Annotated in this window: 21 protein-coding genes and 2 pseudogenes; 9 read left to right on the forward strand and 14 right to left on the reverse strand. The window is 69.7% G+C overall.

Annotated features, from left to right (window positions below):
* Positions 1-101: 101 nt before the first annotated feature.
* The 7 genes from QMK24_RS14390 to QMK24_RS14420 form a co-directional block, all read right to left on the reverse strand.
* The gene (locus tag QMK24_RS14390) at positions 102-2,651 is read right to left on the reverse strand and encodes a SpoIIE family protein phosphatase (protein ID WP_283466189.1); all 2,550 of its coding nucleotides are present in this window, start codon (positions 2,649-2,651) and stop codon (positions 102-104) included.
* Positions 2,652-3,176: 525 nt separating this feature from the next.
* Positions 3,177-3,575, reverse strand: coding sequence for a (deoxy)nucleoside triphosphate pyrophosphohydrolase (locus QMK24_RS14395; RefSeq protein WP_283466191.1), 399 nt, complete (start codon positions 3,573-3,575; stop codon positions 3,177-3,179).
* A 10-nt stretch (positions 3,576-3,585) separates the two neighbouring features.
* The gene (locus tag QMK24_RS14400; RefSeq protein WP_283466192.1) at positions 3,586-3,753 is read right to left on the reverse strand and encodes an SPOR domain-containing protein; all 168 of its coding nucleotides are present in this window, start codon (positions 3,751-3,753) and stop codon (positions 3,586-3,588) included.
* On the reverse strand, positions 3,750-4,253 hold the full coding sequence (locus tag QMK24_RS14405; RefSeq protein WP_283466193.1) for an RpiB/LacA/LacB family sugar-phosphate isomerase: 504 nt from the start codon (positions 4,251-4,253) through the stop codon (positions 3,750-3,752). Before QMK24_RS14405 ends, QMK24_RS14400 begins: the two co-directional genes overlap by 4 nt.
* Positions 4,254-4,336: 83 nt before the next feature.
* Positions 4,337-4,531 carry a hypothetical protein gene (locus QMK24_RS14410; RefSeq protein WP_349307891.1) on the reverse strand — a complete coding sequence of 65 codons (195 nt, stop codon included), beginning with the start codon at positions 4,529-4,531 and terminating at the stop codon, positions 4,337-4,339.
* 100 nt (positions 4,532-4,631) lie between these two features.
* On the reverse strand, positions 4,632-5,384 hold the full coding sequence (locus QMK24_RS14415; RefSeq protein WP_283466194.1) for a GntR family transcriptional regulator: 753 nt from the start codon (positions 5,382-5,384) through the stop codon (positions 4,632-4,634).
* Between the two features lie 77 nt (positions 5,385-5,461).
* Complete coding sequence (locus QMK24_RS14420) at positions 5,462-6,451, reverse strand: DUF4190 domain-containing protein (RefSeq protein WP_283466195.1); 990 nt, start codon at positions 6,449-6,451, stop codon at positions 5,462-5,464.
* Positions 6,452-6,596: 145 nt separating this feature from the next.
* Here QMK24_RS14420 and QMK24_RS14425 point away from each other — a divergent pair, with 145 nt between their 5' ends.
* From QMK24_RS14425 to QMK24_RS14435, 3 genes are all read left to right on the forward strand, one after another.
* Positions 6,597-7,949, forward strand: a complete 1,353-nt coding sequence (locus tag QMK24_RS14425; protein ID WP_283466196.1) for a glycoside hydrolase family 18 protein — start codon at positions 6,597-6,599, stop codon at positions 7,947-7,949.
* A 276-nt stretch (positions 7,950-8,225) separates the two neighbouring features.
* Positions 8,226-10,220: a SpoIIE family protein phosphatase gene (locus QMK24_RS14430; protein ID WP_283466197.1), complete on the forward strand. Its 1,995-nt coding sequence runs from the start codon at positions 8,226-8,228 to the stop codon at positions 10,218-10,220.
* The gene (locus QMK24_RS14435) at positions 10,217-10,699 is read left to right on the forward strand and encodes an ATP-binding protein (RefSeq protein WP_283466199.1); all 483 of its coding nucleotides are present in this window, start codon (positions 10,217-10,219) and stop codon (positions 10,697-10,699) included. The genes QMK24_RS14430 and QMK24_RS14435 overlap by 4 nt, the downstream gene beginning before the upstream one ends.
* Positions 10,700-10,802: 103 nt before the next feature.
* Here QMK24_RS14435 and QMK24_RS14440 read toward each other — a convergent pair.
* From QMK24_RS14440 to QMK24_RS14455, 4 genes and pseudogenes are all read right to left on the reverse strand, one after another.
* Positions 10,803-10,967 (reverse strand): annotated as a pseudogene (locus tag QMK24_RS14440) (NUDIX hydrolase); the annotation flags it as partial.
* A gap of 274 nt (positions 10,968-11,241) precedes the next feature.
* Complete coding sequence (locus QMK24_RS14445; RefSeq protein ID WP_283466200.1) at positions 11,242-13,689, reverse strand: N-6 DNA methylase; 2,448 nt, start codon at positions 13,687-13,689, stop codon at positions 11,242-11,244.
* A gap of 426 nt (positions 13,690-14,115) precedes the next feature.
* Complete coding sequence (locus QMK24_RS14450) at positions 14,116-14,370, reverse strand: Txe/YoeB family addiction module toxin (RefSeq protein ID WP_283466201.1); 255 nt, start codon at positions 14,368-14,370, stop codon at positions 14,116-14,118.
* Complete coding sequence (locus tag QMK24_RS14455; protein WP_283466202.1) at positions 14,367-14,648, reverse strand: type II toxin-antitoxin system Phd/YefM family antitoxin; 282 nt, start codon at positions 14,646-14,648, stop codon at positions 14,367-14,369. The genes QMK24_RS14450 and QMK24_RS14455 overlap by 4 nt, the downstream gene beginning before the upstream one ends.
* A 659-nt stretch (positions 14,649-15,307) precedes the next feature.
* Between QMK24_RS14455 and QMK24_RS14460 the strand changes: the two genes are divergently transcribed.
* From QMK24_RS14460 to QMK24_RS14475, 4 genes and pseudogenes are all read left to right on the forward strand, one after another.
* Positions 15,308-15,559 carry a hypothetical protein gene (locus QMK24_RS14460; RefSeq protein WP_283466205.1) on the forward strand — a complete coding sequence of 84 codons (252 nt, stop codon included), beginning with the start codon at positions 15,308-15,310 and terminating at the stop codon, positions 15,557-15,559.
* Positions 15,559-15,951, forward strand: coding sequence for a DNA-binding protein (locus QMK24_RS14465; protein WP_283466206.1), 393 nt, complete (start codon positions 15,559-15,561; stop codon positions 15,949-15,951). The genes QMK24_RS14460 and QMK24_RS14465 overlap by 1 nt, the downstream gene beginning before the upstream one ends.
* A 146-nt stretch (positions 15,952-16,097) precedes the next feature.
* Complete coding sequence (locus QMK24_RS14470; RefSeq protein ID WP_283466207.1) at positions 16,098-16,364, forward strand: type II toxin-antitoxin system Phd/YefM family antitoxin; 267 nt, start codon at positions 16,098-16,100, stop codon at positions 16,362-16,364.
* Positions 16,357-16,617 (forward strand): annotated as a pseudogene (locus QMK24_RS14475) (type II toxin-antitoxin system RelE family toxin); the annotation flags it as partial. The gene QMK24_RS14470 and the pseudogene QMK24_RS14475, both read left to right, overlap by 8 nt.
* Before the next feature lie 220 nt (positions 16,618-16,837).
* Here QMK24_RS14475 and ychF read toward each other — a convergent pair.
* Positions 16,838-17,926 carry a redox-regulated ATPase YchF gene (ychF, locus tag QMK24_RS14480; RefSeq protein ID WP_283466210.1) on the reverse strand — a complete coding sequence of 363 codons (1,089 nt, stop codon included), beginning with the start codon at positions 17,924-17,926 and terminating at the stop codon, positions 16,838-16,840.
* 174 nt (positions 17,927-18,100) lie between these two features.
* On the opposite strand from ychF, the gene QMK24_RS14485 reads away from it, so the two are divergent.
* Positions 18,101-18,754, forward strand: a complete 654-nt coding sequence (locus QMK24_RS14485; protein WP_283466212.1) for a DUF6542 domain-containing protein — start codon at positions 18,101-18,103, stop codon at positions 18,752-18,754.
* Here QMK24_RS14485 and ppgK read toward each other — a convergent pair.
* Both ppgK and QMK24_RS14495 read right to left on the reverse strand, forming a co-directional pair.
* Positions 18,675-19,412, reverse strand: a complete 738-nt coding sequence (ppgK, locus tag QMK24_RS14490) for a polyphosphate--glucose phosphotransferase (protein ID WP_283466213.1) — start codon at positions 19,410-19,412, stop codon at positions 18,675-18,677. The two genes, QMK24_RS14485 and ppgK, sit on opposite strands and share 80 nt — an antisense overlap.
* Before the next feature lie 149 nt (positions 19,413-19,561).
* Complete coding sequence (locus QMK24_RS14495) at positions 19,562-20,551, reverse strand: 4-hydroxy-3-methylbut-2-enyl diphosphate reductase (protein ID WP_283466214.1); 990 nt, start codon at positions 20,549-20,551, stop codon at positions 19,562-19,564.
* Positions 20,552-20,700: 149 nt separating this feature from the next.
* On the opposite strand from QMK24_RS14495, the gene QMK24_RS14500 reads away from it, so the two are divergent.
* Positions 20,701-22,125, forward strand: a complete 1,425-nt coding sequence (locus QMK24_RS14500; RefSeq protein ID WP_283466216.1) for an APC family permease — start codon at positions 20,701-20,703, stop codon at positions 22,123-22,125.
* Positions 22,126-22,168 lie beyond the last annotated feature (43 nt).

Below are 22,168 nucleotides of genomic sequence, written 5' to 3' on the forward strand. Positions count from 1 at the left end.
AGCATCATCTCGGCTCCCACTGGTTCCCGTTCGCCTCTACTCGCTACCCGGTGGTGCGGACCTGAACCGCCCTGTCCGGGGTGCGGGACGGAACGGGCCGGTCATGTACCGGACATCCCCGGGGGCATCGCGAGCTCGAACCACACCGTCTTGCCGAGCGTCCCGTGCCTGGTGCCCCAGCGGCGGGAGGCGCGGGCCACCAGCTGCAGGCCGCGGCCGCCCTCGTCCTCCTCGGTGGCGACCCGCTCCAGCGGGGGGTCGGGGAGCGGGTCGGAGACCTCGACCAGCAGCGAGGAACCGCGCACCATACGGACGCCGATCGGCCCGTGCGCGTACCGCAGCGAGTTGGTGACCAGTTCGCTGACGAGCAGCACCGTCACATCGGTCAGCGGTTCGAGATGCCAGTCGGCGAGCGTCTCGCGGACATGGCGGCGGGCCCGCCGTACGGCACTGGGCTCGGCCGGGAAGGTCCAAGAGGCGGTGCTGCCCTCCGGCAGACCGCCGAGCCTGGCCATCAGCAGGGCCACGTCGTCCGGCTCACGGCCCGGCACCATCGCGGACAGCAGATCGTCACAGGCGTCCTCCAATGAGGAGAAAGGCCGGCAGAGCACGGCGCTCAGCCGGTCCAGGCCGTCGGTGATGTCCTCACCGCGGGCCTCGACCAGCCCGTCGGTGTAGAGCACCAGCACCGTTCCGTCCGGCACATCCAGCTCGACGGACTCGAACTCCACGCCGCCGACGCCGAGCGGCGCGCCCGACGGAAGTTCCAAAAGCGTCGCACCACAGCCGGCGAAGCCGCTCTCCACCCCCGGATAGACCAGTACGGGGGGCAGGTGCCCGGCCTTCGCCAGAGTGCAGCGCCGTGTCGACGGATCGTAGACCGCGTACACGACGGTGGCCATCCAGGTCTCGTCCTGACCCTGGGCGAGGTCGTCGCCGAGGTCGTTGACGCGCCGCAGCAGTTCGTGCGGCGGCATGTCGAGCCCGGCGAGAGTACGTACCGCGGTACGCAGCCGGCCCATGGTCGCGGCGGCGCCGAGACCGTGCCCCATCACATCGCCCACGACGAACGCGACCCGGCCGCCGGCCAGCTGGATCACGTCGAACCAGTCACCGCCCACCTCCGTGCCGACGCTGCCCGGCACGTACCGGAAGGCGACCTCGACGCCGGGCGGCTGGGGCACCGTCTGCGGCAGCAGGCTGCGCTGCAGCATCAGGGCGCCCTCGCGCTCGCGGACGTACAGCCGCGCGTTGTCCAGCCCGGAGCCCGCCCGGTCGGCCAGCTCCATCGCCAGCGCCAGATCGTCCCGGTCGAACGGCTCCCGGCCGTCCGCCCGGCTGACCACCAGCAGCCCGAGCACGACGCCGCGCGCCCGCAGCGGCAGCACCAGCAGCGAGTGGATGCCCAGCTCCATGGTGGCGCGCACCTTGGGATCGCCGGGGAAGGTGGTGGCGAGCAGCTGCTCGTCGTTCTCCACCAGCTGCGGCCGCCCGGTGGCCAGTACCGTCCCGAAGATCGACTTGCGGGTGAAGGAGATGACCGATCCCAGCTTGATCATCCGGTCCACCTCGGGACCCTGCCGGATCGCGCCCACGCCCAATTGCCGCATCGGCGTGCTCTCGCTGTACTGCACCGTCGGCAGCTCCCCGCCGTCGGCGACCGCAGCGTGCAGGATCACCCCCGAGTAGTCGCTGAACCGCGGCACCAGCGCCCTCGCCAGCTCCTCCGCGCCCCGGTGCACGTCCAGCAGCCCGCCGATCCGCGCGCCGACGTCGTTGAGCAGCGCCAGCCTGCTGCGGGCCCGCTCGACCTTCTCCGCCGCTTCCTGCCGCTCGGTCACATCCATCACGGTCGCGCTGATCCCCAGCACCTGGCCCGCTCGGTCCTCGAGCCGGTGGTACGACAGCGAACGGTGGCCGAGGCCGCGCGGGGCGAGCATCATCAGGTCGATGACGGGGCGGCCGGTGGCCAGCACCGCGAGCTGCAGCGTGGTCAGCTCCTCGGCCATGTCCGGCTCGACGATCTCGCTGACGGTACGGCCGATGTGCTCGGCGGCCGTCAGCCCGTTCATCCGGGCGAGGGCCTCGTTGACCCGTACGTAGCGCAGCTCGGTGTCGAACACCGCGACGCCCAGCGGCGAGGAGTCGTAGAGCGCGTCCAGCGCGGCGAGGTCGTGCTCCAGCGTCCGCAGCCGGCTCGTCTCGGCGACCGACGCCAGTACGAAGGGCCGGCCGTCCCCGTCCACCAGCAGCGACGCGCGAGCCTCGACCTGCACACTGTGCCCATCGCGGTGCCGCAGCGACAGGATCCCGTCCCAGCGGCCCGTACGCAGCAGATCCGCCAGGATCCGCTCGGCCCGGCCGGGCGCGGGCACCGCCGCCATCCGGCGTGCGCCGGCACCGCCCGACACATCGCCCTGGTCGAAGAGACCGCTCACCCGCCGGCCCACGATGTGCTCGCCCGCCCACCCCAGCATTTCCTCTGCCAGCGGGCTCCAGAGCAGCACCCGGCCCGAGGTGTCCAGCATGACGACGGCCACGCGCAGCGTGTCCAGCAGCGTGCCCGTCGCCCCGCCCCCCGCCTTGGCCGCCGGCCCCGGCTGCAGCCCGCCACGCCGCCGCGCCCCGGCCGCCTCATCGCTGCTGCTCACGCCGTCCACATCGTCCCTGACCGAATCGGGCCGGATCGCCCGGCTATGAAGAGGGATCAACCCCCACATACCCGATATCTCCCCCTCCGTACCGCCCGCCTCCGGCGCGGACGTGGGGATGGCCCCTCCGGGGCCGGGCCGGCCGGGGCCCGGGGCGCTGGGCGGCCCCATGTTCTGGCCTCGGACGCCGGCCCGGGCCGATCTTGGCCTCGGACGCCGGCCGGGCTCGTTGTGCCCTCAAACGCCGGGCAGGCGGTAAGAACACGCCCGGCGAGCGGCCGGCCGGTCCGCTGAGACCTGCGGCCACCGAATTGCCCGGCCGGCGCTTGAGACCAAGAGCCAGCTCGGCATGCGCCTGACGCCACCCAGCCATCCCGGATCAGCCCGGCCGGCGCTTGAGGCCATCCGTTCAGCCCGGCCGGCGCTTGAGGCCACCCCATCAGCCCGGCCGGCGCTTGGAGCCGACATCACCCCCAACAGCCCGCCCGGCGTTTGAGGGCAAAGGGCGGGCGGGGGGAAGGGGCCTCAGCCGGAGGCGAGGAGGTGGGCGGCGGTCCAGGCGACAGCCGGCCTGTCCTGGTCGAGCCAGTCGACGTCGTGGATCCGGTCCGGCGCCAGCCACCGAAGCTCGTCGTGGTCCTCCAGCGGAACCGGCGTGCCCGAAACCAGCCGTGCCGTCCACGCGTGCAGGACCAGCCCCGAGCGCAGCGGCCACTCCCCCGGGATCCGGGCGATCGGCTCGACCTCGACGCCGAGCTCCTCGCGCAGCTCGCGGATCAGCGCCTGCTCGTGGGTCTCGCCCGGCTCGACCTTGCCGCCCGGCAGTTCCCAGCGGCCGGCCAGCGCCGGCGGCGCGCTACGCCGGGCGGCGAGCAGCCGTCCCTGGTCCAGTACGGCTCCGCCCACGACCACGCGCAATGTCATGCGCGGAACCCTACGACGCCTGCCGGTCGATCCGCTCGACGAGGTAGAGCTGCTTGTGGCCACGCGTGTCCAGCGTGCCCGCGACGCGTTCGGCCTCCTCGCGGGTGGCGTAGCGGCCGACGCGGTAGCGGTTGCCGTTGTCGTCCTGTCGTACGACGACCCACGGAAGCTCGGTCATCGAACAACCCCCTCGGCCCCGGCCCCGGCCCCGGCTCCGGCTCCGGCTCGGGACTCGGCGTGGCCCTCGATACGCGCCACGTGCTCGACGTTGGCCCGGTCATCGGCGTCGCCGCTGGGGACGGCGTCGAACCAGGCGTCGAGGATCTCCGTGAGCAGCGCGCCGCTGGTCAGCCGCAGGCTGAGCGCCAGCGTGTTGGCGTCGTTCCATTTCCGGGCGCCACGCGCCGTGTAGGCGTCACCGCACAGCGCCGCGCGCACCCCGGCCACCTTGTTGGCGGCCATGGCCGCGCCGGTGCCCGTCCAGCAGCAGACCACGGCCTGCTCGGTGCGGCCGGCCGCCACTTCACGGGCGGCGGCCTCGGCACTCCAGGCCCAGTCCTTCCGGTCGCCGGGGCGCAGCGCCCCATAGGCGAGCACGGTGTGGCCGCGGTGGCGCAGCTCGTCGACGACCAGCCGCGCCACCGGTTCATCCATGTCCGAGGAAACGGCAATCCGCATATGCCCGACCCTACGCCCGAGCCTCACAGCTCGGGTGCGGGTTGACCCGAAGAGGTACCTATTCGGCCAACTGTGCGACTTGATCAGCCTGTTCGGATGGCCGGCAGCGGCACCAGGACCGTCCCACCGCCGCCCCCCGCGTCCTTGCGGACATCTCCGCACCCCGCGTCGAGACCGCAGCACAGCGAGCAGACCGGCCCGGACGGTACGGGGCGGTCCGCGACGTCCGGCAGCCCGTACGCGGTCGCGCACACCGAGCAGGTGCGGGTGGCCGTCACATCCGCTACTTCAATCCCCGGGCCATTTACCGGATTCGGCCGGGCCAGGCAGCAGCGGCCCTCGGTCGCCCAGGCACGGAGCCCGATGTCCGGCTGTCCGTCACTTCACCGGCAGGTGGTACGCAACGCGGTAGCGCTCGGCCGGCACGATGATGTCCGCGGTCTCGACCGGGCGGCCGGACGCGTAGTACGTCCGCCTGACCTCCATCACGATGTGACCGGGCACTCCGCCGAGCGCCGCCGTCTCGTCCGCGAGTCCGGGCCGCGCGCCGACCTCCTCGACCAGGTTGTCCACCACGAAGTCGATGCCCGCCATCCGCTGGACGACACCCTGCCCGGCGAGCGGCCCCTCCTCCGGAAGCATCACCGGAGTGCGGCCCGTGACCGCCAGCGGCTCCCATGAGGTGGCGAGCATCATCGGCTCGCCGTCGGTCCGGTAGAGGTAGCGCGTGCGCATCACACGGTCGCCGGTCTCGATCCGCAGCCGCTCGGCGACCGGCTGCGGTGCCACGTCCTGGCTGCTGCTGGACTCCCAGGTCCCCTTGACGCCCTCGTCGCCCTGCTCCTGGCGGAAGGGGCTGGGCGGGCTCGCCGGGCGGTAGCCCGAGCGGATGATGCGCCGCGGTTCCGCGCGCTCCCGGACGTACGTCCCCGAGCCGGAGCGCCCTTCGACGAACCCTTCGGCCATGAGCACCTTGCGTGCCTCCAGCGCGACGGTGTCGGACACTCCGTACTCGGTACGGATACGCGCTTGGGAGGGCAGCCGGGTGTGCGGCGCGAGCGTCCCGTCGAGGATCTTCTGGCGCAGGTCTTCGGCCACACGAAGGTACGCGGGCTGCTCACCGAAAGGCACGGTGCCCCTCCCTCAGGTTGACTATCTGCGACAGCTTGACAACCCTGGGTGGCCGACCGCAAGCCATACCCAGAGCATTACGCGTTGGTTCCCGGGCTGCCCGGCGCCGTCCTGACCGAACCGGTCATCTTCCGGCCGCCGTCGCCGAAGAAGCAGGTCACCTTGCGGTCGCCGCCGGACCAACCCCGCTCCTGGGGCACGAAGTAGATGATGCTGAGCGAGTCGGGCGACCGGTCGGAGCCGGCGAGATAGGCCGCGGCGAGCGTGTTGCACCGGCCTTCCGCGACGCCCTCCACCACGCTGTCGCCGGGGTACTGCCGGTCCGGCGGAAGCCGGAACACGCCGAACGCCTCGGCGTCGTGCTCCGTGCCGCACGGCACCACGTCCACGCCCTTGGACTCCCCGCGGGAGTCGCTGAGCGAGTCGCCGCGGAGGTTGAAGCAGTCGCCCTTGCGCAGGTCCGTCGCGCGGGTGCCGTCGTCGAGATGGCCCGTCACGCCAAGGGTGATCATCAGCGCGACGAACAGCGTCATGACGCCGGAGACGGCGATGCCGGCGATGGCCAGCGCCTTGCCCTGCTGCCCGCGCTTGCGGATCTGGGAGAGCGCGATGATCCCGAAGACCACCCCGAACACGGGGATGCAGCTCACCGCCAGCACGAAGGACGTGATGGCCATGCCGTTCATCGACGGCGGGGGCGGCGGCGGGTACCAGAACTGCTGGTACGGCGGCGGGGGGTACGGGGCCTGTCTGTGAGGGGGCTGACCGTAGGGGGGCTGACCGTAAGGCGGCTGCCCGTACGGCGGATGGCCGTGCGGGGGTTCGCCGTGCGGCGGCTGGCCCTGCGGCGCCTGGCCGTGCGGGAGTTGTGCGGCGGTCTGCGGCTGGTCGTCCTTCACCAGCCGCGGCCGGTCGGTCTCCGGCGGCTGGGGCTGGTCGGTCTCCGACGGCTGGGGCTGGTCGGTCTCCGGCGGCTGGGGCTGGTCGGTCTCCGACGGCTGGGGCTGGGAGTCCTGCGGCGGCTGAGGCTGGTCGCCTGGCGACGGCTGGGGCGGCGGTATGTCCACCAGGGGATCTTACGGACTCCGCAGAACCCTGCCGCACCCCCTTGACCGTATTGGTCTAGGCCAATACTTTCCTCTCTGCACGGAACTCACGGAACTGCCCGCACAGCACGGCTACATTCCCGGCTCACGCACAGGAAAGAGCCCCATGCGTCGAAAATTTCTCGGCAGGCTGGCCGTCACCGCCTGCTCCCTGTCCCTGGTGGTGGGCCTCCCCGCGTTCACCGCCTCCGCGAGCGCGAACCAGCCCGACCGGCACCACAGCCCGGAGTACAAGCGGGTCGGCTACTTCACCCAGTGGGGCGTCTACGGACGCAACTACCAGGTCAAGAACCTGCAGACCAGCGGCACTGCCGCCAAACTGACCCACCTCAACTACGCCTTCGCCAACATCGGCACCGACGGCAAGTGCCTCGAGGCGAACGCGCCGGGCCAGGGCGACGCCTGGGCCGACTACCAGCGTCCGCTCGACGCCGCGAGCTCCGTGGACGGCACCGCCGACACCGCGGAGCAGGCCCTGTCGGGCAACTTCAACCAGCTGCGCGAGCTCAAGGCCGCCAACCCGCACCTCAAGACGATGATCTCGATCGGCGGCTGGGGCTGGTCCACGCACTTCTCCGACGCGGCGCGCACACCCGCCGCACGGAGCGCCTTCGTCGCCTCCTGCATCGACATCTTCATCAAGGGCAACCTGCCGCTCCTGGACGGCAAGGGCGGCCCCGGATCGGCCGCCGGCCTGTTCGACGGCATCGACATCGACTGGGAGTGGCCGGGCTCGGCCGGGAACACCGGAACCGTCCACCGACCCGAGGACAAGCGGAACTTCACGGCCCTGACCGCCGAGTTCCGTCGTCAGCTCGACGCGTACGGCCGCCGGACCCATCAGCATTACGACCTGTCCGCGTTCCTCCCGGCCGCCCCGGCCAAGATCGACACCGGCTTCGAGGCCCGCAAGATCTTCGACTACCTGGACTTCGGCACCGTCCAGGGCTATGACTTCCACGGGCCCTACGAGGCCACCACCAACCAGCAGTCGGCGCTCACCACGCCCAGGAACTCCCCCGTTGCGCATGAGTTCAGCGACGACCAGGCCGTCGGCGACTGGCTGAAGCGCGGCGCGCCCGCCCGGCAGCTGGTCCTCGGTGTGCCCTTCTACGGCCAGGGCTGGACCGGCGTCCCCGACGGCGGCACCCATGGCCTCTACCAGCCGTCCACCGGCCCTGCGCCCGCCACCTGGCAGGCCGGGAACGAGGACTATCACGCCCTCAAGGCCCTCGCCGCGTCGGGCACGTACTCCGTTTACCGTGATACCCGTAACGGCTTCGCCTGGCTCTACGACGGCACCAACTTCTGGACCTACGACGACCCCCAGGTCCTCAAGGCGAAGACCTCCTACATCCGCAACCGGGGCCTCGGCGGCGCCATGGTCTGGTCCCTGGACGGCGACACCGCCGACGGTGAACTGATCACCGCCATCGACTGCGGCCTCTCGCACCGCTGAGTCCGCTGAATCCACTAGGTCACTGACACACCGGCGGCGGTCGCCCGGTCTTTCGCCTGCTCCGGCGGAAGACCGGGCGTTCCGGTTCTCTCGACGCGTGTTCTCGCGACGCGTGCCGAACGGGCCCCACGAGATGCACAGTTCACGTATCCGCGCAAGCCGATCCGGGATTCTGCCTGACTCCCACCACCCCTGCGTTACGTTGAGTTAATGACAGCTCACCCAGCGCGCCCCGGAGTCACGGGTGCGGCGGTCCGGCCACGGGAAGGCGCCCCCATGCCGCCCGCACGAGCACCCGGATCATGGGATCTGGCCGGATTCCACCAGGAACTGAGCGCGCTCAGCGAGCGGATCTCCGAGCTGCGCGGCCGCCGCGACGGCCGCCCGGAGGACCTCCTCGGCGCACTCGACCTGGCGCTCGTCGAACTGGAGGTCGCCGAGGAGGAGTTGCGGACGTGCCTGGAGGAACTCCACTTGCACGGTGAGCAGATCGCCTTACGCGTCGAGGGCGCCGACCGCGAATGGCAGATGCTGAACACCACCTTCCGCGAACTTCCCGTTCCCGTCTTCCTGCTCAGCCCCGAGGGCACCATCCACCGTGCCAACGACGAGGCCGCACGGCTGCTCAGCAGCACCGGCGAGCGGCTGACCGGCAAGCCGCTGGCAGCGCAGGTACATGTGGGGTACCGGCGGATCTTCCGGTCGGCGCTCGGCGCCGCGCTGCGCGGCGCCCGGCCGGGCCCACTGCCCCTGCTGCTCACCCGCGCCGACGGAACGAGCGCGGTACACGTCCAACTGGCCCGGCTGGAGACGCCGCCCGGCGCCCGCCCGCTGATCTCCGCCGTCGTCCTGTCCCCCGACGACACCCCAGGCAGCACGGGCAGCACGGGCAGCGTCGGCAGCCTGCACACCGCGCCCCGCGCCATCGCGGCCGCGGGCCGCGCGGGTGCCCGGGACAAGGACGGGGACGCGGCGGCCCAGCGGGACGAAATCGCCATGGGCGTAAGGCGGTTGGACGTCGTCTGCCGGATGACGCGCCTGCTGGTCGGCGAGCCGCTGCGGCCGGGGCCCGGCCTGCTCGAACAGGCCGTGGGCCTGCTGGCCACCGAGTTCGCCGCCCGGGTCATCGTCTTCCTGGTGCGCGCCGGGACACCGCACCAGGTCGCCGCGATGCCCGCCGACGCGCCGCCGTACGCCAGGCCGCGGGCGGGGACCGGGCCGGGGACGAAAACGGGGTCGCGGGCCCGCCGCGAGGGGTCGACAGCCACGGCGCAGCGCGTCGCCCGCGCCGTCATCGGCTCCGGCGCCGCACTGCTCGAACCGGCGCCCCCGGCCGAGGCGGTCGGCCCCCGTGCCCTCGGCCCGGTGCTGGGCGTTCCGCTGGGCAGCGGTCCTGAGACCCTGGGTGCGCTGGTCCTCCTGCGCAGCGATGGAGCCCGTGGCTTCACCCTCCCCGACCTCGGTTTACTGGAGGAACTGGGCCAGCACCTCGCGATGGCGCTGCTCGCCGAACGGGACCACCGCCGCCGGGCGAACGCCGCGCAGGTGCTCCAGGCCAGCCTGCTCCCCGCCGAACTCCCCGAGATCCCGTACACCCAGGTGGCCGGCCTCTACCGGCCGCCGGGCGAAGGCCCGCAGGTGGGCGGCGACTTCTATGACGCCTTCGCCACCCTCGGCGGCTGGGGCCTGGTGCTCGGCGACGTGTGCGGCAAGGGGGTCGAGGCCGCCTCCGTCACGGCCGCCGTACGCCACGGCATCCGCACCCTGAGCGTCTGGGAGCACCACCCGGAGGTGGTGCTGGAGAAGGTCAACCAGGCGATGGCCGTGCAGCATCCGACCGACCGCTTCGTGACCGCCGTCGTCGCCCATGTCCGTGCGGAGAAGGACGTGGCCCGGGTACGGCTGGCCAGTGCCGGGCATCTGCCCGCCGCAGTGCTGAGGGCCGACGGCACGGTCGGCCTCGCCCGGGGCGGCGGCCGGCCGCTGGGCCTGTGCGACTCGCCCGAGGCCGAGGCCGAGGATCTCGTCCTGGAGGGCGGGGACGTCCTGCTGATGTACTCGGACGGGGTCACCGAGGCCCGCGACCACGACCGGTCGTTCTTCGACGACGCGCGGCTGCTCGCGGCCCTGGCCGGGGCCCGCGGCATGTCCGCCGAGGCGGTCGTGCGCGCGGTGGAACAGCAGGTCCTGGAATTCACCGGCGGCGCCCCGCAGGACGATCTGACGCTGCTCGCCCTCCGAGTCGTCCCGCTGGAAGAAGCCCGGTCATGAAACAGCAGCCGGGCGCGCTGGGGCGGAACGCGGTCCCTGGCATCGTTCCCACCGCGGCGGCCCCGGCCGCCGCCACCGCTCCGACACCTCTCCCCGGCCCGGCCTGCCGCACCTTCCCCGGAAGCCCGGCTCATGTCTCCGCCGCCCGCCGCTACGTCACTCAGGTCCTCATCGACCCGGACTACCGGCGCGTCGTGGACGACGCCGTACTCCTGGTGAGTGAGCTGGCGAGCAACGCGATCCTGCACACCCGATCGGGTGATCCCGGCGGCGGCTTCACCGTCGAACTGGCCTTCCCCGCGGACATGTTGCGTATCGCCGTGCACGACCAGGGAAGCCGGGAATTCCCGCGGGTGCTGCACGGCACCGGGGAGGGCGGACGCGGCCTCGGTCTCGTCGACGTGCTCGCGACCGACTGGGGCATCACCGGCACCCCGGCCGGCCGCACCGTCTGGTTCGAACTGACCCTGCGCCCCTGACGAAGCCCGACCCCCGAAAGGGACCGGGCCAGGACGCAAGCGGCCTCCGGATCCGTGGACCACTCGTAAAAGGTCCCAGGCCACCCGGCCAGCAGCGTGATATTCACGCCGCCGGCCAGCCATCCAGGGAGACCTCCGATCCGTCGTTCAGATAGTGGTGGAGGGCGTTGGCAGTTGTGTCGACGAACGCATCCGGGATGGCCTCGGCGTCGACCCAGCGGACCTGAGAGTGCTTGCGGGGTTCGCGGTTCTCGGGTTCGCCGGTCCAATTCGGTCCGACCCCGTCTGGCCCAGCTGTCTTTCAGGCAGCTATCCGCGTCGCCGTAGCTGATGCACTACGGGAACCACCCCCAGACAGAGCATCGCCGAACCGGCGAATGCCGCCCCGCCCGACAGAACCGCCTCAGTCGGCGGGGTCCCTGACTGGGACTTCAGGAAGCCGACACATACCGCGACGAGCAGGGAAGCGAGAAACATCACCAATAGCCAGGGAATCCAAGCACCGCCCGAGGTGCCGTCGGTCGCGGGGGCGTTCGGAGTGGTCACAGTCGGTCGTCCTTCTCGAATCGGAGTTGGTGGCGCATGACTTGCGCGGTGAAGGTTCCAGGTCTTGGCGGAGGGCCGGGTTCAGTGCGTGGGCGCGTCAGAACATCAGTCAGGCTGGTACGCGTCTGTCGCAGTACGGCAGCGAACTCCTGATGCAGACATTCCAGTTCATCGAGTCCCACCAACGTCTTGGCAATGGCCCTTTGCTCGGACAGCGGAGGAAGATGAACTTGCAGAAGCCCGAGGGATTCGGTCCTCAGCGACGGTGCAGCGGTGGATGCTGCACGGTCCCGCATCCAGCTGACGGCCTCTTCGCGGCATAGGCAGTACAACAAGTACTCGGGCAGCACGGCGTCTTGATCCTTGACTCGAAGCCTGATGACGTTCGGACTCATCAGCCAGCCGGCCTGTTTGCCCCGCACCAGGGCCGGCGCCCCGATCGCTCCAGAGCGGATACAAACGATGTCGCCCTCCTCGAGACTGAAGGCCGACAGGCGGTGCGCAGTCTCGCCGGAGACCAGAACGTTCCGCGCGTCACTGATGCGTCCGTCCTTGAGATGTCGGGGAAAGACCACGGGGACGTCGCCATCAGCCGTCCGTTGTGCGGCACCCAGCCTGGAGAACGACGGACCCGCCTTGATCTCGCACAAGGCGACCAGCGGTACGGGCGGGCCGGGGTGGTCGTCACGATGAGTGGGTGACTCTCGGAGGCCCATGTAAGGCAGTTCAGCGGTGGCCCTCTGCGCCCGCAATAGACGTCCCTTCAACTCGTCCAGCCGGTCCCACCCATTTGCGAGCGCGCCCTCTGAATCCTCCTGGCTGTGGCCGACTTGGATGTGCTCGATGGGGTTGAGTGAGCAATTCCGGGCGAGCAGTTCCTGCCTGGACACAAGGGCGCTCGGTACGGAATCCATCCCGGCTTTCATATCCAGGGCGGCGGGTTGGCGATCACCGGCTCGGCACGCGGCATACGCACCCAAGAGCGATTGGATTTCTCCCTTGCCGAGTACGCGCCGGGGGCCACTCTTGGTGCCCAGTTTGCTCGCGTCCAGGAACAGCACCTGATCGCACGGACTGCCCGGATGCCGTAGCAGCCACACGGACACCGGTACGGAAGTGCCCGTGAACAACTTCTCCGGTAGGGCGATGATGCAGTCGACGACTCCGTCCTCGACCAGCTTCTTGCGGATTTCTTGCTCGGCCCGGTGTCCGGAATTGCCGGCCTTGTTGGGCATGATGATTCCGACTCGGCCGCCCTCGCCGACCATCGACAGAGCGTGCTGGACGTAGGCGAAGTTGTCATTGTCCGCAGGCGGAGGCCCGTACGGCCATCGTCCTCTCTCGCGCTCATGCGCCACGGAATCCTTCATGTTGAAGGGTGGATTGGTGAGGACGATATCGAAGGGCACCGGTGCACTTCGCCGAGCATCGCTTTCCCAAGGGACAGCTCGGCTTAGTTCCACATCAGGCTGCACACCGTGGAGGGCGAGGTTCATGTTTGCCAAGCGCCAGGTGTCGGCCCTCCGGGTCTGTCCCCAAGCCCGCACGGTTACCACTGGCTCCTCGTCCTGATCCCCCGCAAACGCGGCTGCCGCCTCAACCAGGAACTCCCCTCCGCGAGCGAAGGGGTCGTAGACCGACGACGGCTTCCCCGGGCCGAATCCGGCGCAGGCCAGGTCCGTCATCAGGCGGACCACCGCGCGAGGTGTAAAGAACTCCCCACTACCCAGCGCAGCACGCCGCTCGTACTCGTCGAGGATCAGTCCGAACATCTCCTCACGTAGCCGCGCCACCCCATCGAATACCTTCCACAGGTCGCGGGCCGTACGGGGTTCGAGGCGTGCCAGCGCCTCAGCCATGGTGGAGTCGACGGTGACACGACGCATGTCCTCGTCGACTGCCTTGCCAACGTCGAGGAGCAGTTCTGCTGCTGCAGGCAGCCCTTCAAGGCGCCGGGCTCTGGCCAGAAGATCAGTCCACCGAAGGCCACCCACTCCACGGAGGTGGTGCAGGGAGAACAGCAGGTTCAGGTAATCGATGTCACTGGCCGCCCCACGAACGCGGTCGACGACCTTTCCCATCAGCTCCTGCACCACTCGCTGATCGTCCGGACTGGGCGAATCGACGGCCGGCTTGGGGCGGGGCCCACGACCTGGGGAGGCGTGGGACGGGATGTCCGTCGCCATGTTTCGCCGGGCTCGAGCTCCGTACACGATGCCGTGCTCTTCCCCTCCGGCCAGCCCTCTGCGCGGCACCGGCCGTTGATCCAGCCAGGCCAGGATCTCTGACTGCCGGAAGTAGTCCAGCCCGCTGGAGCGCCTTGGGGTGGGGAAGTCAAGCTCTTGCTTCTCCCAGGCGGTGACGGTCGGTCGGCTGACCCCTGCCAGGGTGGCGATCTCAGATCGCCTGAGTAGCGGGTCGTCGCCTTTGGGCGGTTGAGGCATGCGGTCGGTCCTTTCAAGTGGCTCTGTTGAGCGGCTTGTTGAGAACGACGTTAGGCTCATCGGGGCAGAAGACCCAGTGCGCACTAGCAGTGCGCAACTTTTCTGCGTGGCGCGACAGTGCGCCCGAGCGAGGCGCGAGGTGGAACTAACATCCGCTGGACAGCGATTACCTTGGCCACGGGGCCATCGGGTGCACAGAGAGCATCGAAGGGCCTAAGGCACTGACTCATGCATGCCACTCGCACGCAAACAGCTCCAACAGGCCTCACGCCTCCCGCCCCACAGCCAGCCCCACCCAGGGAGTTGCGTTTCTAGCGGGTCAGATATGCGTCAACACTGGCGCGCGAAGGCTGGGACTGATGACGAGCGCACCTTCCGAGTGCAACAACTAACTCATCATCCTGACCGGAGCCACCTGCCCCCCGGTCAGTAGTGATAGCGGGCAGCGAGGATGATGATCTCCTTGTCCGTGACCAGATAGACGAGACGGTGCTCATCGTCGATCCGTCGCGACCAAGCCCCCGGCAAGTGATACTTCAGCAGCTCAGGCTTGCCGATCCCCGTGAAGGGATCACGCTTGACATCCTCGATGAGCTTGTTGATCCGGGCGAGCATCCTGCGGTCGTTCTTCAGCCAGGATGTGTAGTCCTCCCAGCCTTGATCCTCGAAGACAAGCCTCACGCGGCACCCGCAGCCGGGTCTGCCGCGTCCGGGTCGATCAGCCCACGCTCCGACACGTTGATGTTCTGCAGGGCGTTTTCATACGCCTTGAGCAGTCGCCGCGCGTTCGCCGGCGAGCGCAGCAAGTACGAGCCCTCCCGCAGTGCCGCGTAGTCCTCGGCCGATACGAGCACGGCATTGCCATGCTTGGAGACGATTTCGATGGCCTCGTGATCGTCGTTGACCTTCTTGATCAGCGGAAAGAGAGCCTTGCGGGCTTCGCTCGCGGTTATGGACATATGGCCGAACCCCTTCCATTGAGTGGTACCTAATAAGGTACCACTCGCGCACCCTCCAGGCGGGCCGAGCGACCGACTGGATGCCGCGGAGGTTGGACGAACCGCTGGCCGTGTTGGCCGCAAACGACACAGCCATGCCGCACGCACTGTCGCTGGCCACGCAGAACGGTGGCCCGGTGAGTTCACGACCAGCACCAGCGCCCGCTCCGCCGACACCGACAGGCCCGGAACCCACCCTCACCCTCCCTGGCAACACCCCCGACCACATCCGCAACTGGCGGTCAGCGCACGGGGCCGCTTTCGCAGGACGGAGCTGCCCCAAGGCGCTACCGGGGATTGTCGTAGGAAACCCAGGCTCCCTACGGCGCCAAAGCCGAGGGCTGAGCAAAAGCGACGTAGTGGCCTTGCGCCTAAACGTTGAAGCGGAATGTCCGCCAGCCGATCCTGACCTGCGGCGTAGCCCCACTCAAGGCTCTGACCAGGCATTTCCCCGTTGACGTGCGCTGGGTCCCGACGGTCGCCCACGGGTGTCCTGCGGACTGACTGCGGACCGGGCGGACGTCCGGCAAGCAGGAGGTCAGAGAGCGCCGATCCGCACAGTCTGCGCGGCCACGACCACTCACACCCGACGACTTGCGACCGCCGGTAGCATTGACACCATGAGCAGTAGCAAGAAGTACTCGATCAGCCTGCCCGAGGACCTCGCCGAAGCCGCACGCGCCCACGTCGGCCCCGGCGGCTTCTCCGCCTACGTTGCCGAAGCCCTCGAACAACGGGTCGCCATGGACAAGCTCCGGGAGATCGTCGCCGACTTCGAGACCGAGAATGACGAGCTCACCCGCGAGGAGGTCGAGGCCGCCCGCGCGCTGCTGCGCCATGACCACCGACAGGTCGGCGGGGCCGCCGCCTGATGCCCGGCACGCTACTGCTCGACAGCGAAGGCCTCTCGAAGCTCTACCGCAAGGACCGCGCCGTCGTGGCCCTGGTCCAAGCGGCATCAGAGGAGGGCGTCCGCGTGGCCACAAGCGCCATGACCACCCTCGAGGCCGACTACGAGCGCATCCACCCCGCCCGCATCAAATGGGTCCTCTCCCGCATCGACGTTCACGACGTCACCAAGGAGATCACCGGCCAGGCCGCGGCCCTCCTGCGCACCCACCACCTTCACGGCCACAAGTACGCCATTGACGCCGCCTTCGCCGCCATCGCCCGCACCGCACCCCAGCCGGTAACCGTCCTGACCTCCGACCCAGAGGACCTGACGCTCCTGTGCGGCCCTGCCGTAGAGGTCGTCAAGGTCTGAACGCCGGCCACAGCCGTACGTCTCCGATCCGACCAGGATCGGAGCCGCCCTGGACAGCCGCCCCGAGCACATCCGCGAGGTCACCGAGAACAACTTGCGATAGTCCGCCATTGTGTACACCTGGAACACCCGGTACCTTTGAGCGCATGACGCAGATGCCCATAGAGTCCATCCGTGACGTCCGCGCGCACCTTGCCGAAGTCGTCGAGCGGGCCGATCGCGATGACCAGCCCACCGTGATCACGCGACGAGGAAAAGAAGTCGCCGCCGTCGTCTCGATCGACGTCCTGCGCAAGTACCAGCAGTGGGAAGAGCGCGAGATCAATCGCATCATCGACGAGCGGATGGCGAACCCCTCGGCCGGTGTCCCCATCGAGGACGTCATGAAGGAGACCCTGGCGCGCGGTGAGTGAGTACCGCACTGTCTTCCGGCCCGAAGCGCAGGACGAGCTTCGTAAAGTCCCCCGCGACCTGGCGCTGCGCATCCTGGCCAAGCTGACGGAACTGGAGAGTGACCCGCTCGGGTTCAGCACCACGGCGCTCGTGTCCCAACCCGAGCGCCGTCGCCTCCGGGTCGGCGACTACCGCGTCATCTACACCATCGACAACGGCGAACTGATTGTGTGGATCGTTCATGTCGGACACCGATCCACGGTCTACGACACGTGGGGCCCCATCCACAGCTCGACACGAACTGTCGCCAACCCATCTCCTCCCAGCACGGGACGAATGAAGAGAGGTGACATGGGGTGATGGCGGGTGATGCCGGGTCAGAAAAACCAGCACCATCCCAGCGCGGGAAGAAACCAGGGGCCCGACTCCGAAGAGTCGAACCCCTCCTGACCTGCATGTTTGCTAGATCAGCGACATGGTGGCGTGTCACCCACTACACGTTGAAGCGGAACTCGACGACGTCGCCGTCCTGCATGACGTAGTCCTTGCCCTCCATGCGGGCCTTGCCCTTCGCGCGGGCCTCGGGGATGGAGCCGCAGGCGATGAGGTCGTCGAAGGAGACGATCTCGGCCTTGATGAAGCCGCGCTGGAAGTCGGTGTGGATCACGCCGGCCGCCTCGGGGGCGGTGGCGCCCTTCTTGATGGTCCAGGCGCGGGTTTCCTTGGGGCCGGCGGTGAGGTACGTCTGCAGGCCGAGGGTGGCGAAGCCGACGCGGCCGAGTACGGCCATGCCGGGCTCCTCCTGGCCCATGGACTGCAGGAGCTCGAGGGCCTCTTCGTCGTCGAGCTCGATCAGCTCGGCCTCGATCTTGGCGTTGAGGAAGATCGCCTCGGCGGGGGCGACGAGGGCGCGCTGCTCGTCCTTGAACGCCTCGTCGACCAGCTCGTCCTCGTCCACGTTGAAGACGTAGAGGAAGGGCTTGACGGTGAGCAGGTGCAGCTCGTGGAGGAGCCTGCCCTGCTCGGTGCCGGCGTTGATGCCGGCGGAGAAGAGGGTGCGGCCCTCTTCGAGGATCTTCTGGGCGTCCAGCACCGCGGCGAGGACGGCGGCCTTCTCCTTCTGGAGGCGGGCCTCCTTCGTCAGGCGCGGGACGGCCTTCTCGACGGACTGCATGTCGGCGAGGACCAGCTCGGTGTTGATCGTCTCGATGTCGTCCTTGGGCGAGACCTTGCCGTCGACATGGACGACGTTCTCGTCCTTGAAGGCCCGGATGACCTGGCAGATCGCATCGGACTCGCGGATGTTCGCCAGGAACTTGTTGCCCAGTCCCTCGCCCTCGCTCGCGCCACGCACGATGCCGGCGATGTCGACGAAGTCGACGGTGGCCGGGAGCAGCTTCTGGGAACCGAAGATCTTGGCGAGCTGGGCCAGCCGCGGGTCGGGGACACCGACGACGCCCACATTCGGCTCGATGGTGGCGAACGGGTAGTTGGCCGCCAGCACGTCGTTCTTGGTCAGGGCGTTGAAAAGGGTCGACTTGCCGACATTCGGCAGACCGACGATTCCGATCGTGAGCGACACGTGGCGACTTCCCGTAACGAGAGGAGCGAGGAGGGTGGAGCGGTCCAGGGACCGATCCACCAGTCTACGGGGCGCGCGCTTCGCCCACCCTTCACCGTCGAACAGAAGGCCAAGGACCGGGCAAAGGCGTGTCCTGCCAAGGCATCACCGGGGTCGTCCGCCTACTTTGAGTGGGTGGAGCAACACAGCGCGCGCACCCGTACGAAGAACGGCACCAACAACGGCAACAGAAACGGCACCGGGAACGGCAGCAGAAACGGCACTGCCCCCGGCAGACCCCGCCTTCCCCGGCCGGCCCGCCCCGTGGGCACGGCCGAGAGCCCGGCCGTCTCCCGGGCGCCAGGGCGCGGCCAGGCCGCCGCGCTCCTGCCCAGGCTCGTGGCGCTCGCCAGATCCGTGCGGCTTCCGCAGGCGCAGCCACGGCTCACCGGGCTGGGCACCGGGCTGCTGACCACCGTGGTCGCGGCGCTCGGCGGGGCGCTGGACTCGCTGCTCTTCGACGGGCCCGGGGTGTTCTTCGGGCTGGTCTTCGTCGCGGTGTGCATCGCGGCGGGGCTGTATGTACGGCCGTACGACCTGGTGGCGGCGCCGGTCGCCGCCCCCATCGCGTTCGCCACGGCCATCGCGCTGACCGGCGACGACGGTGGCGGCGGCCTCGTCGGACACCTGATGGGGATGTTCACCGGCCTCGCGACGATGACCGGCTGGCTCTACACCGGCACGCTGCTGGCCGCCGGGATCGTCGGCGTCAGAGCTTTGCGGCGATCATGGCGGCACCGACGATCCCAGCGTTGTTCTGCAGACCCGCGGGGACGATATCGGCGCTGACCCCCTCGATCAGCGGCAGGAACTTGTCCGCCTTGCGACTCACTCCGCCGCCGATCACGAACAGGTCGGGCGAGAACAGCATCTCCACGTGGGCGAGGTACTTCGACAGCCGGTGCGCCCAGTGCTCCCAGCTCAGGTCGTCCTCCTCACGGGCCTTGACCGATGCGCGCGTCTCCGCGTCATGGCCGTTCAGTTCCAGATGGCCCAGTTCGGTGTTGGGCAGCAGGCGCCCGTCGACGAAGACCGCGCTTCCGATGCCCGTGCCCAGCGTCAGCAGGATCACCGTCCCGACATGGCCCCGGCCCGCGCCGAAGGCCATCTCCGCGATACCGGCCGCGTCCGCGTCATTGACGAGCTCCACCGGCATGCCCAGCCGTTCGCCGATCATGGCGCGGGCGTCCTTGCCGATCCAGTCGGAGTCGACGTTGGCCGCCGTCCGGGTCACCCCGTCCACCACGACACCGGGGAAGGTCACCCCGACCGGCCCCGACCAGCCGAAATGCTCCACGACCTGCTGGACGCCGTCGAGGACGGCCTCCGGCGTCGCCGGGTGCGGGGTGGACACCTTGCAGCGCACTCCCGTGAGATCGCCGCGCTCCAGGTCGACCGGAGCGCCCTTGATGCCTGTCCCGCCAATGTCCACGCCGAACACGTCCATGACCTCCACGCTAAGCGTGAACCGGTCGGCTCACCCCTTGGCGTATACCCCGTCCGCCCGTCGCCCACCGTCACCCCGTTGCGGGAGCCGGTGCGGGAGCGGTCCGGAACCCGGCGCGGAAGCGGTCGTGCGGAAGCGGTCCGTAAGGGCTACGCGCCCTGCGGGTTCCCGGCCTCGGCCCGCAGGTCCCGGCGCAGCTCCTTCGGCAGCGAGAACTGGATGCTCTCCTCCGCCGACCGGAGGATCTCCACATCGCCGAAGCCGCGCTCGGCCAGCCAGTCCAGCACACCCTCGACGAGGATCTCCGGGACGGAGGCACCCGAGGTGACGCCGACCGTGGTGACGCCCTCCAGCCAGGCCTCGTCGCACTCGTCGGCGAAGTCCACCAGGTACGAGGCCTTGGAACCGGCCTGCAGCGCGACTTCGACCAGCCGTACGGAGTTCGACGAGTTCTTGGAGCCGACGACGATCACCAGCTCGGCCTCCGCGCCGATCTGCTTGACCGCGACCTGGCGGTTCTGCGTGGCATAGCAGATGTCGTCGCTCGGCGGGCTGATCAGCCCGGGGAAGCGCACCTTGAGGGCGTCGACGGTCTCCATCGTCTCGTCGACGGACAGCGTGGTCTGGGAGAGCCAGACGACCTTGCTCTCGTCGCGGACCTGGACGTTCGCCACATCGGCCGGGCCGTCGACGAGCGTCATCCGCTCCGGGGCCTCGCCCATCGTGCCGACGACCTCCTCATGGCCCTCATGGCCGATCAGCAGGATGTCGTAGTCCTCGTTCGCGAACCGGACGGCTTCCTTGTGCACCTTGGTGACCAGCGGGCACGTCGCGTCGATCGCGGCGAGGCTGCGCTGCGCGGCCTCCTCGTGGACAACCGGGGCGACACCGTGCGCGGAGAAGATCACAATGGCGTTCTCCGGCACCTCCTCCGTCTCGTCGACGAAGATCGCGCCCTTCTTCTGCAGGGTCTGCACCACGTACTTGTTGTGCACGATCTCCTTGCGCACATAGATGGGCGCACCGTACTGCTCCAGTGCCTTCTCGACGGTGATCACGGCGCGGTCCACGCCTGCGCAGTATCCGCGGGGGGCTGCGAGCAGGACGCGTCGGGCAGTCGTAGCAGTCGTAGCAGTCATGCCAGCCATGGTACGGGGCGGCCGCCCGGGTCACGGGGGCCCGCCGTGCCGCGCGGCGGGCTCACCCGGCCATCCACCCCGTACGCTCCCCTGCCCGGGCGGCCCCGCTCCGCTCGTCGGCGCGGCACGGTTCCCGCAAGCTGAGTGGCATGACCCGTGGCACGACCCGTGGCCCGACCGGACCATCCGGACCGTCCGCACCGACGCCCGCCGACGACGGCACCCTCCGGCGCAGCCTGAGCTTCCGCGACCTCGTGGTCTACGGGCTCCTGTTCATCGCCCCCATGGCGCCCGTGGGCGTCTTCGGCGCGCTGAACGCCAAGTCCCACGGGGCGGTCGCGCTGGTCTATGTGTTCGCCACGGCCGCGATGGCGTTCACGGCGTACAGCTATACGCAGATGGTGCGGGTGGTCCCGCAGGCCGGGTCGGTCTTCGCGTACGCGCGGGCCGGGCTCGGGGAGGGGCCGGGCTTCATCGCCGGCTGGATGGCCATGCTCGACTACCTGCTGATCCCCGCGGTGGCCTATCTCTTCTCCGGCATCGCGCTGCACGCGCTGGTCCCGTCCGTCTCCCAGTGGGTGTGGACGACGATCGCGGTCGTGGTGACCACCGGGCTCAACCTGTGGGGGGTGCGGGCCGCCGCGACGGTCGGCTTCCTCGTGCTGGCCCTGGAGATCGTGGTGCTGATGATCTTCGTGGTGTCCGCGGCCGTGGTGCTGGCCACGGACGGCGCGCAGCGCAGCTGGGCCGCCCCCTTCACCGGCGAGGGCGCGTTCTCGCTGGGGGCGGTGCTGGGCGCGGTGTCCGTCGCCGTGCTGTCCTATCTGGGCTTCGACGCCATCGCCTCCTTCGCGGAGGAGGCGGCGGGGGGATCGGCGAAGGTCGCGCGGGCGGTGCTCTTCTGCCTCGTCATGGCCGGCGTTCTCTTCATCCTGCAGACGTATCTGGCGTCGCTGCTCGCCCCGATGTCCGCTGCCGAGCTCGCGGCGAAGCCGGCGGAACAGGGCTCCGCCTTCTACGACACGGTGGACGCGGCCGTCGGGGGCTGGCTCCACGACCTCGTCGCCGTCAGCAAAGCCGTCGGCGCGGCCTTCGCCGCCCTCGCCGGGCAGGCCGCCGCGGGCAGGCTGCTCTTCGCGATGGCCCGCGACCGGCGCCTTCCGGGTCCGCTGTCCAAGGTCGACGCGCGCAGCGGCGTGCCCCAGCGGGCGCTTCTGCTGGCCGCGGCCATCACCCTGGTCGCCGCCGTGTGGGCGGCACGCCGCGACGACGGCCTCGACCGGCTCGTCTCCGTGGTCGACATCGGCGCGCTGACCGCCTTCGCGCTGCTGCATCTGTCCGTCGTCGGCTGGTTCGCCGTCCGCCACGGTCCGCCGGACGTGGTGCGGCATGTCGTCGTTCCGCTGCTCGGCCTCGCGGTCACCATCGCCGTCATCGTCGAAGCCGCCGGATCCGCACAGCTCGTCGGAGCCGGGTGGCTCGCCGCCGGCTTGCTCGTCCTGGCCGCGCAGTACTCCCGCCGCCCGCCGGGTCCGCCCGACAGCCGGTTCGTCCTCAATCGCCGGACGGGCTGAATTCAGCCCGTCCGGGGAGCACCTCCCAGCGGCAGCTGGGGGA

The sequence above is a fragment of the Streptomyces sp. PH10-H1 genome (assembly GCF_030063355.1).
In the GTDB taxonomy this organism is placed as follows: Bacteria; Actinomycetota; Actinomycetes; order Streptomycetales; family Streptomycetaceae; genus Actinacidiphila.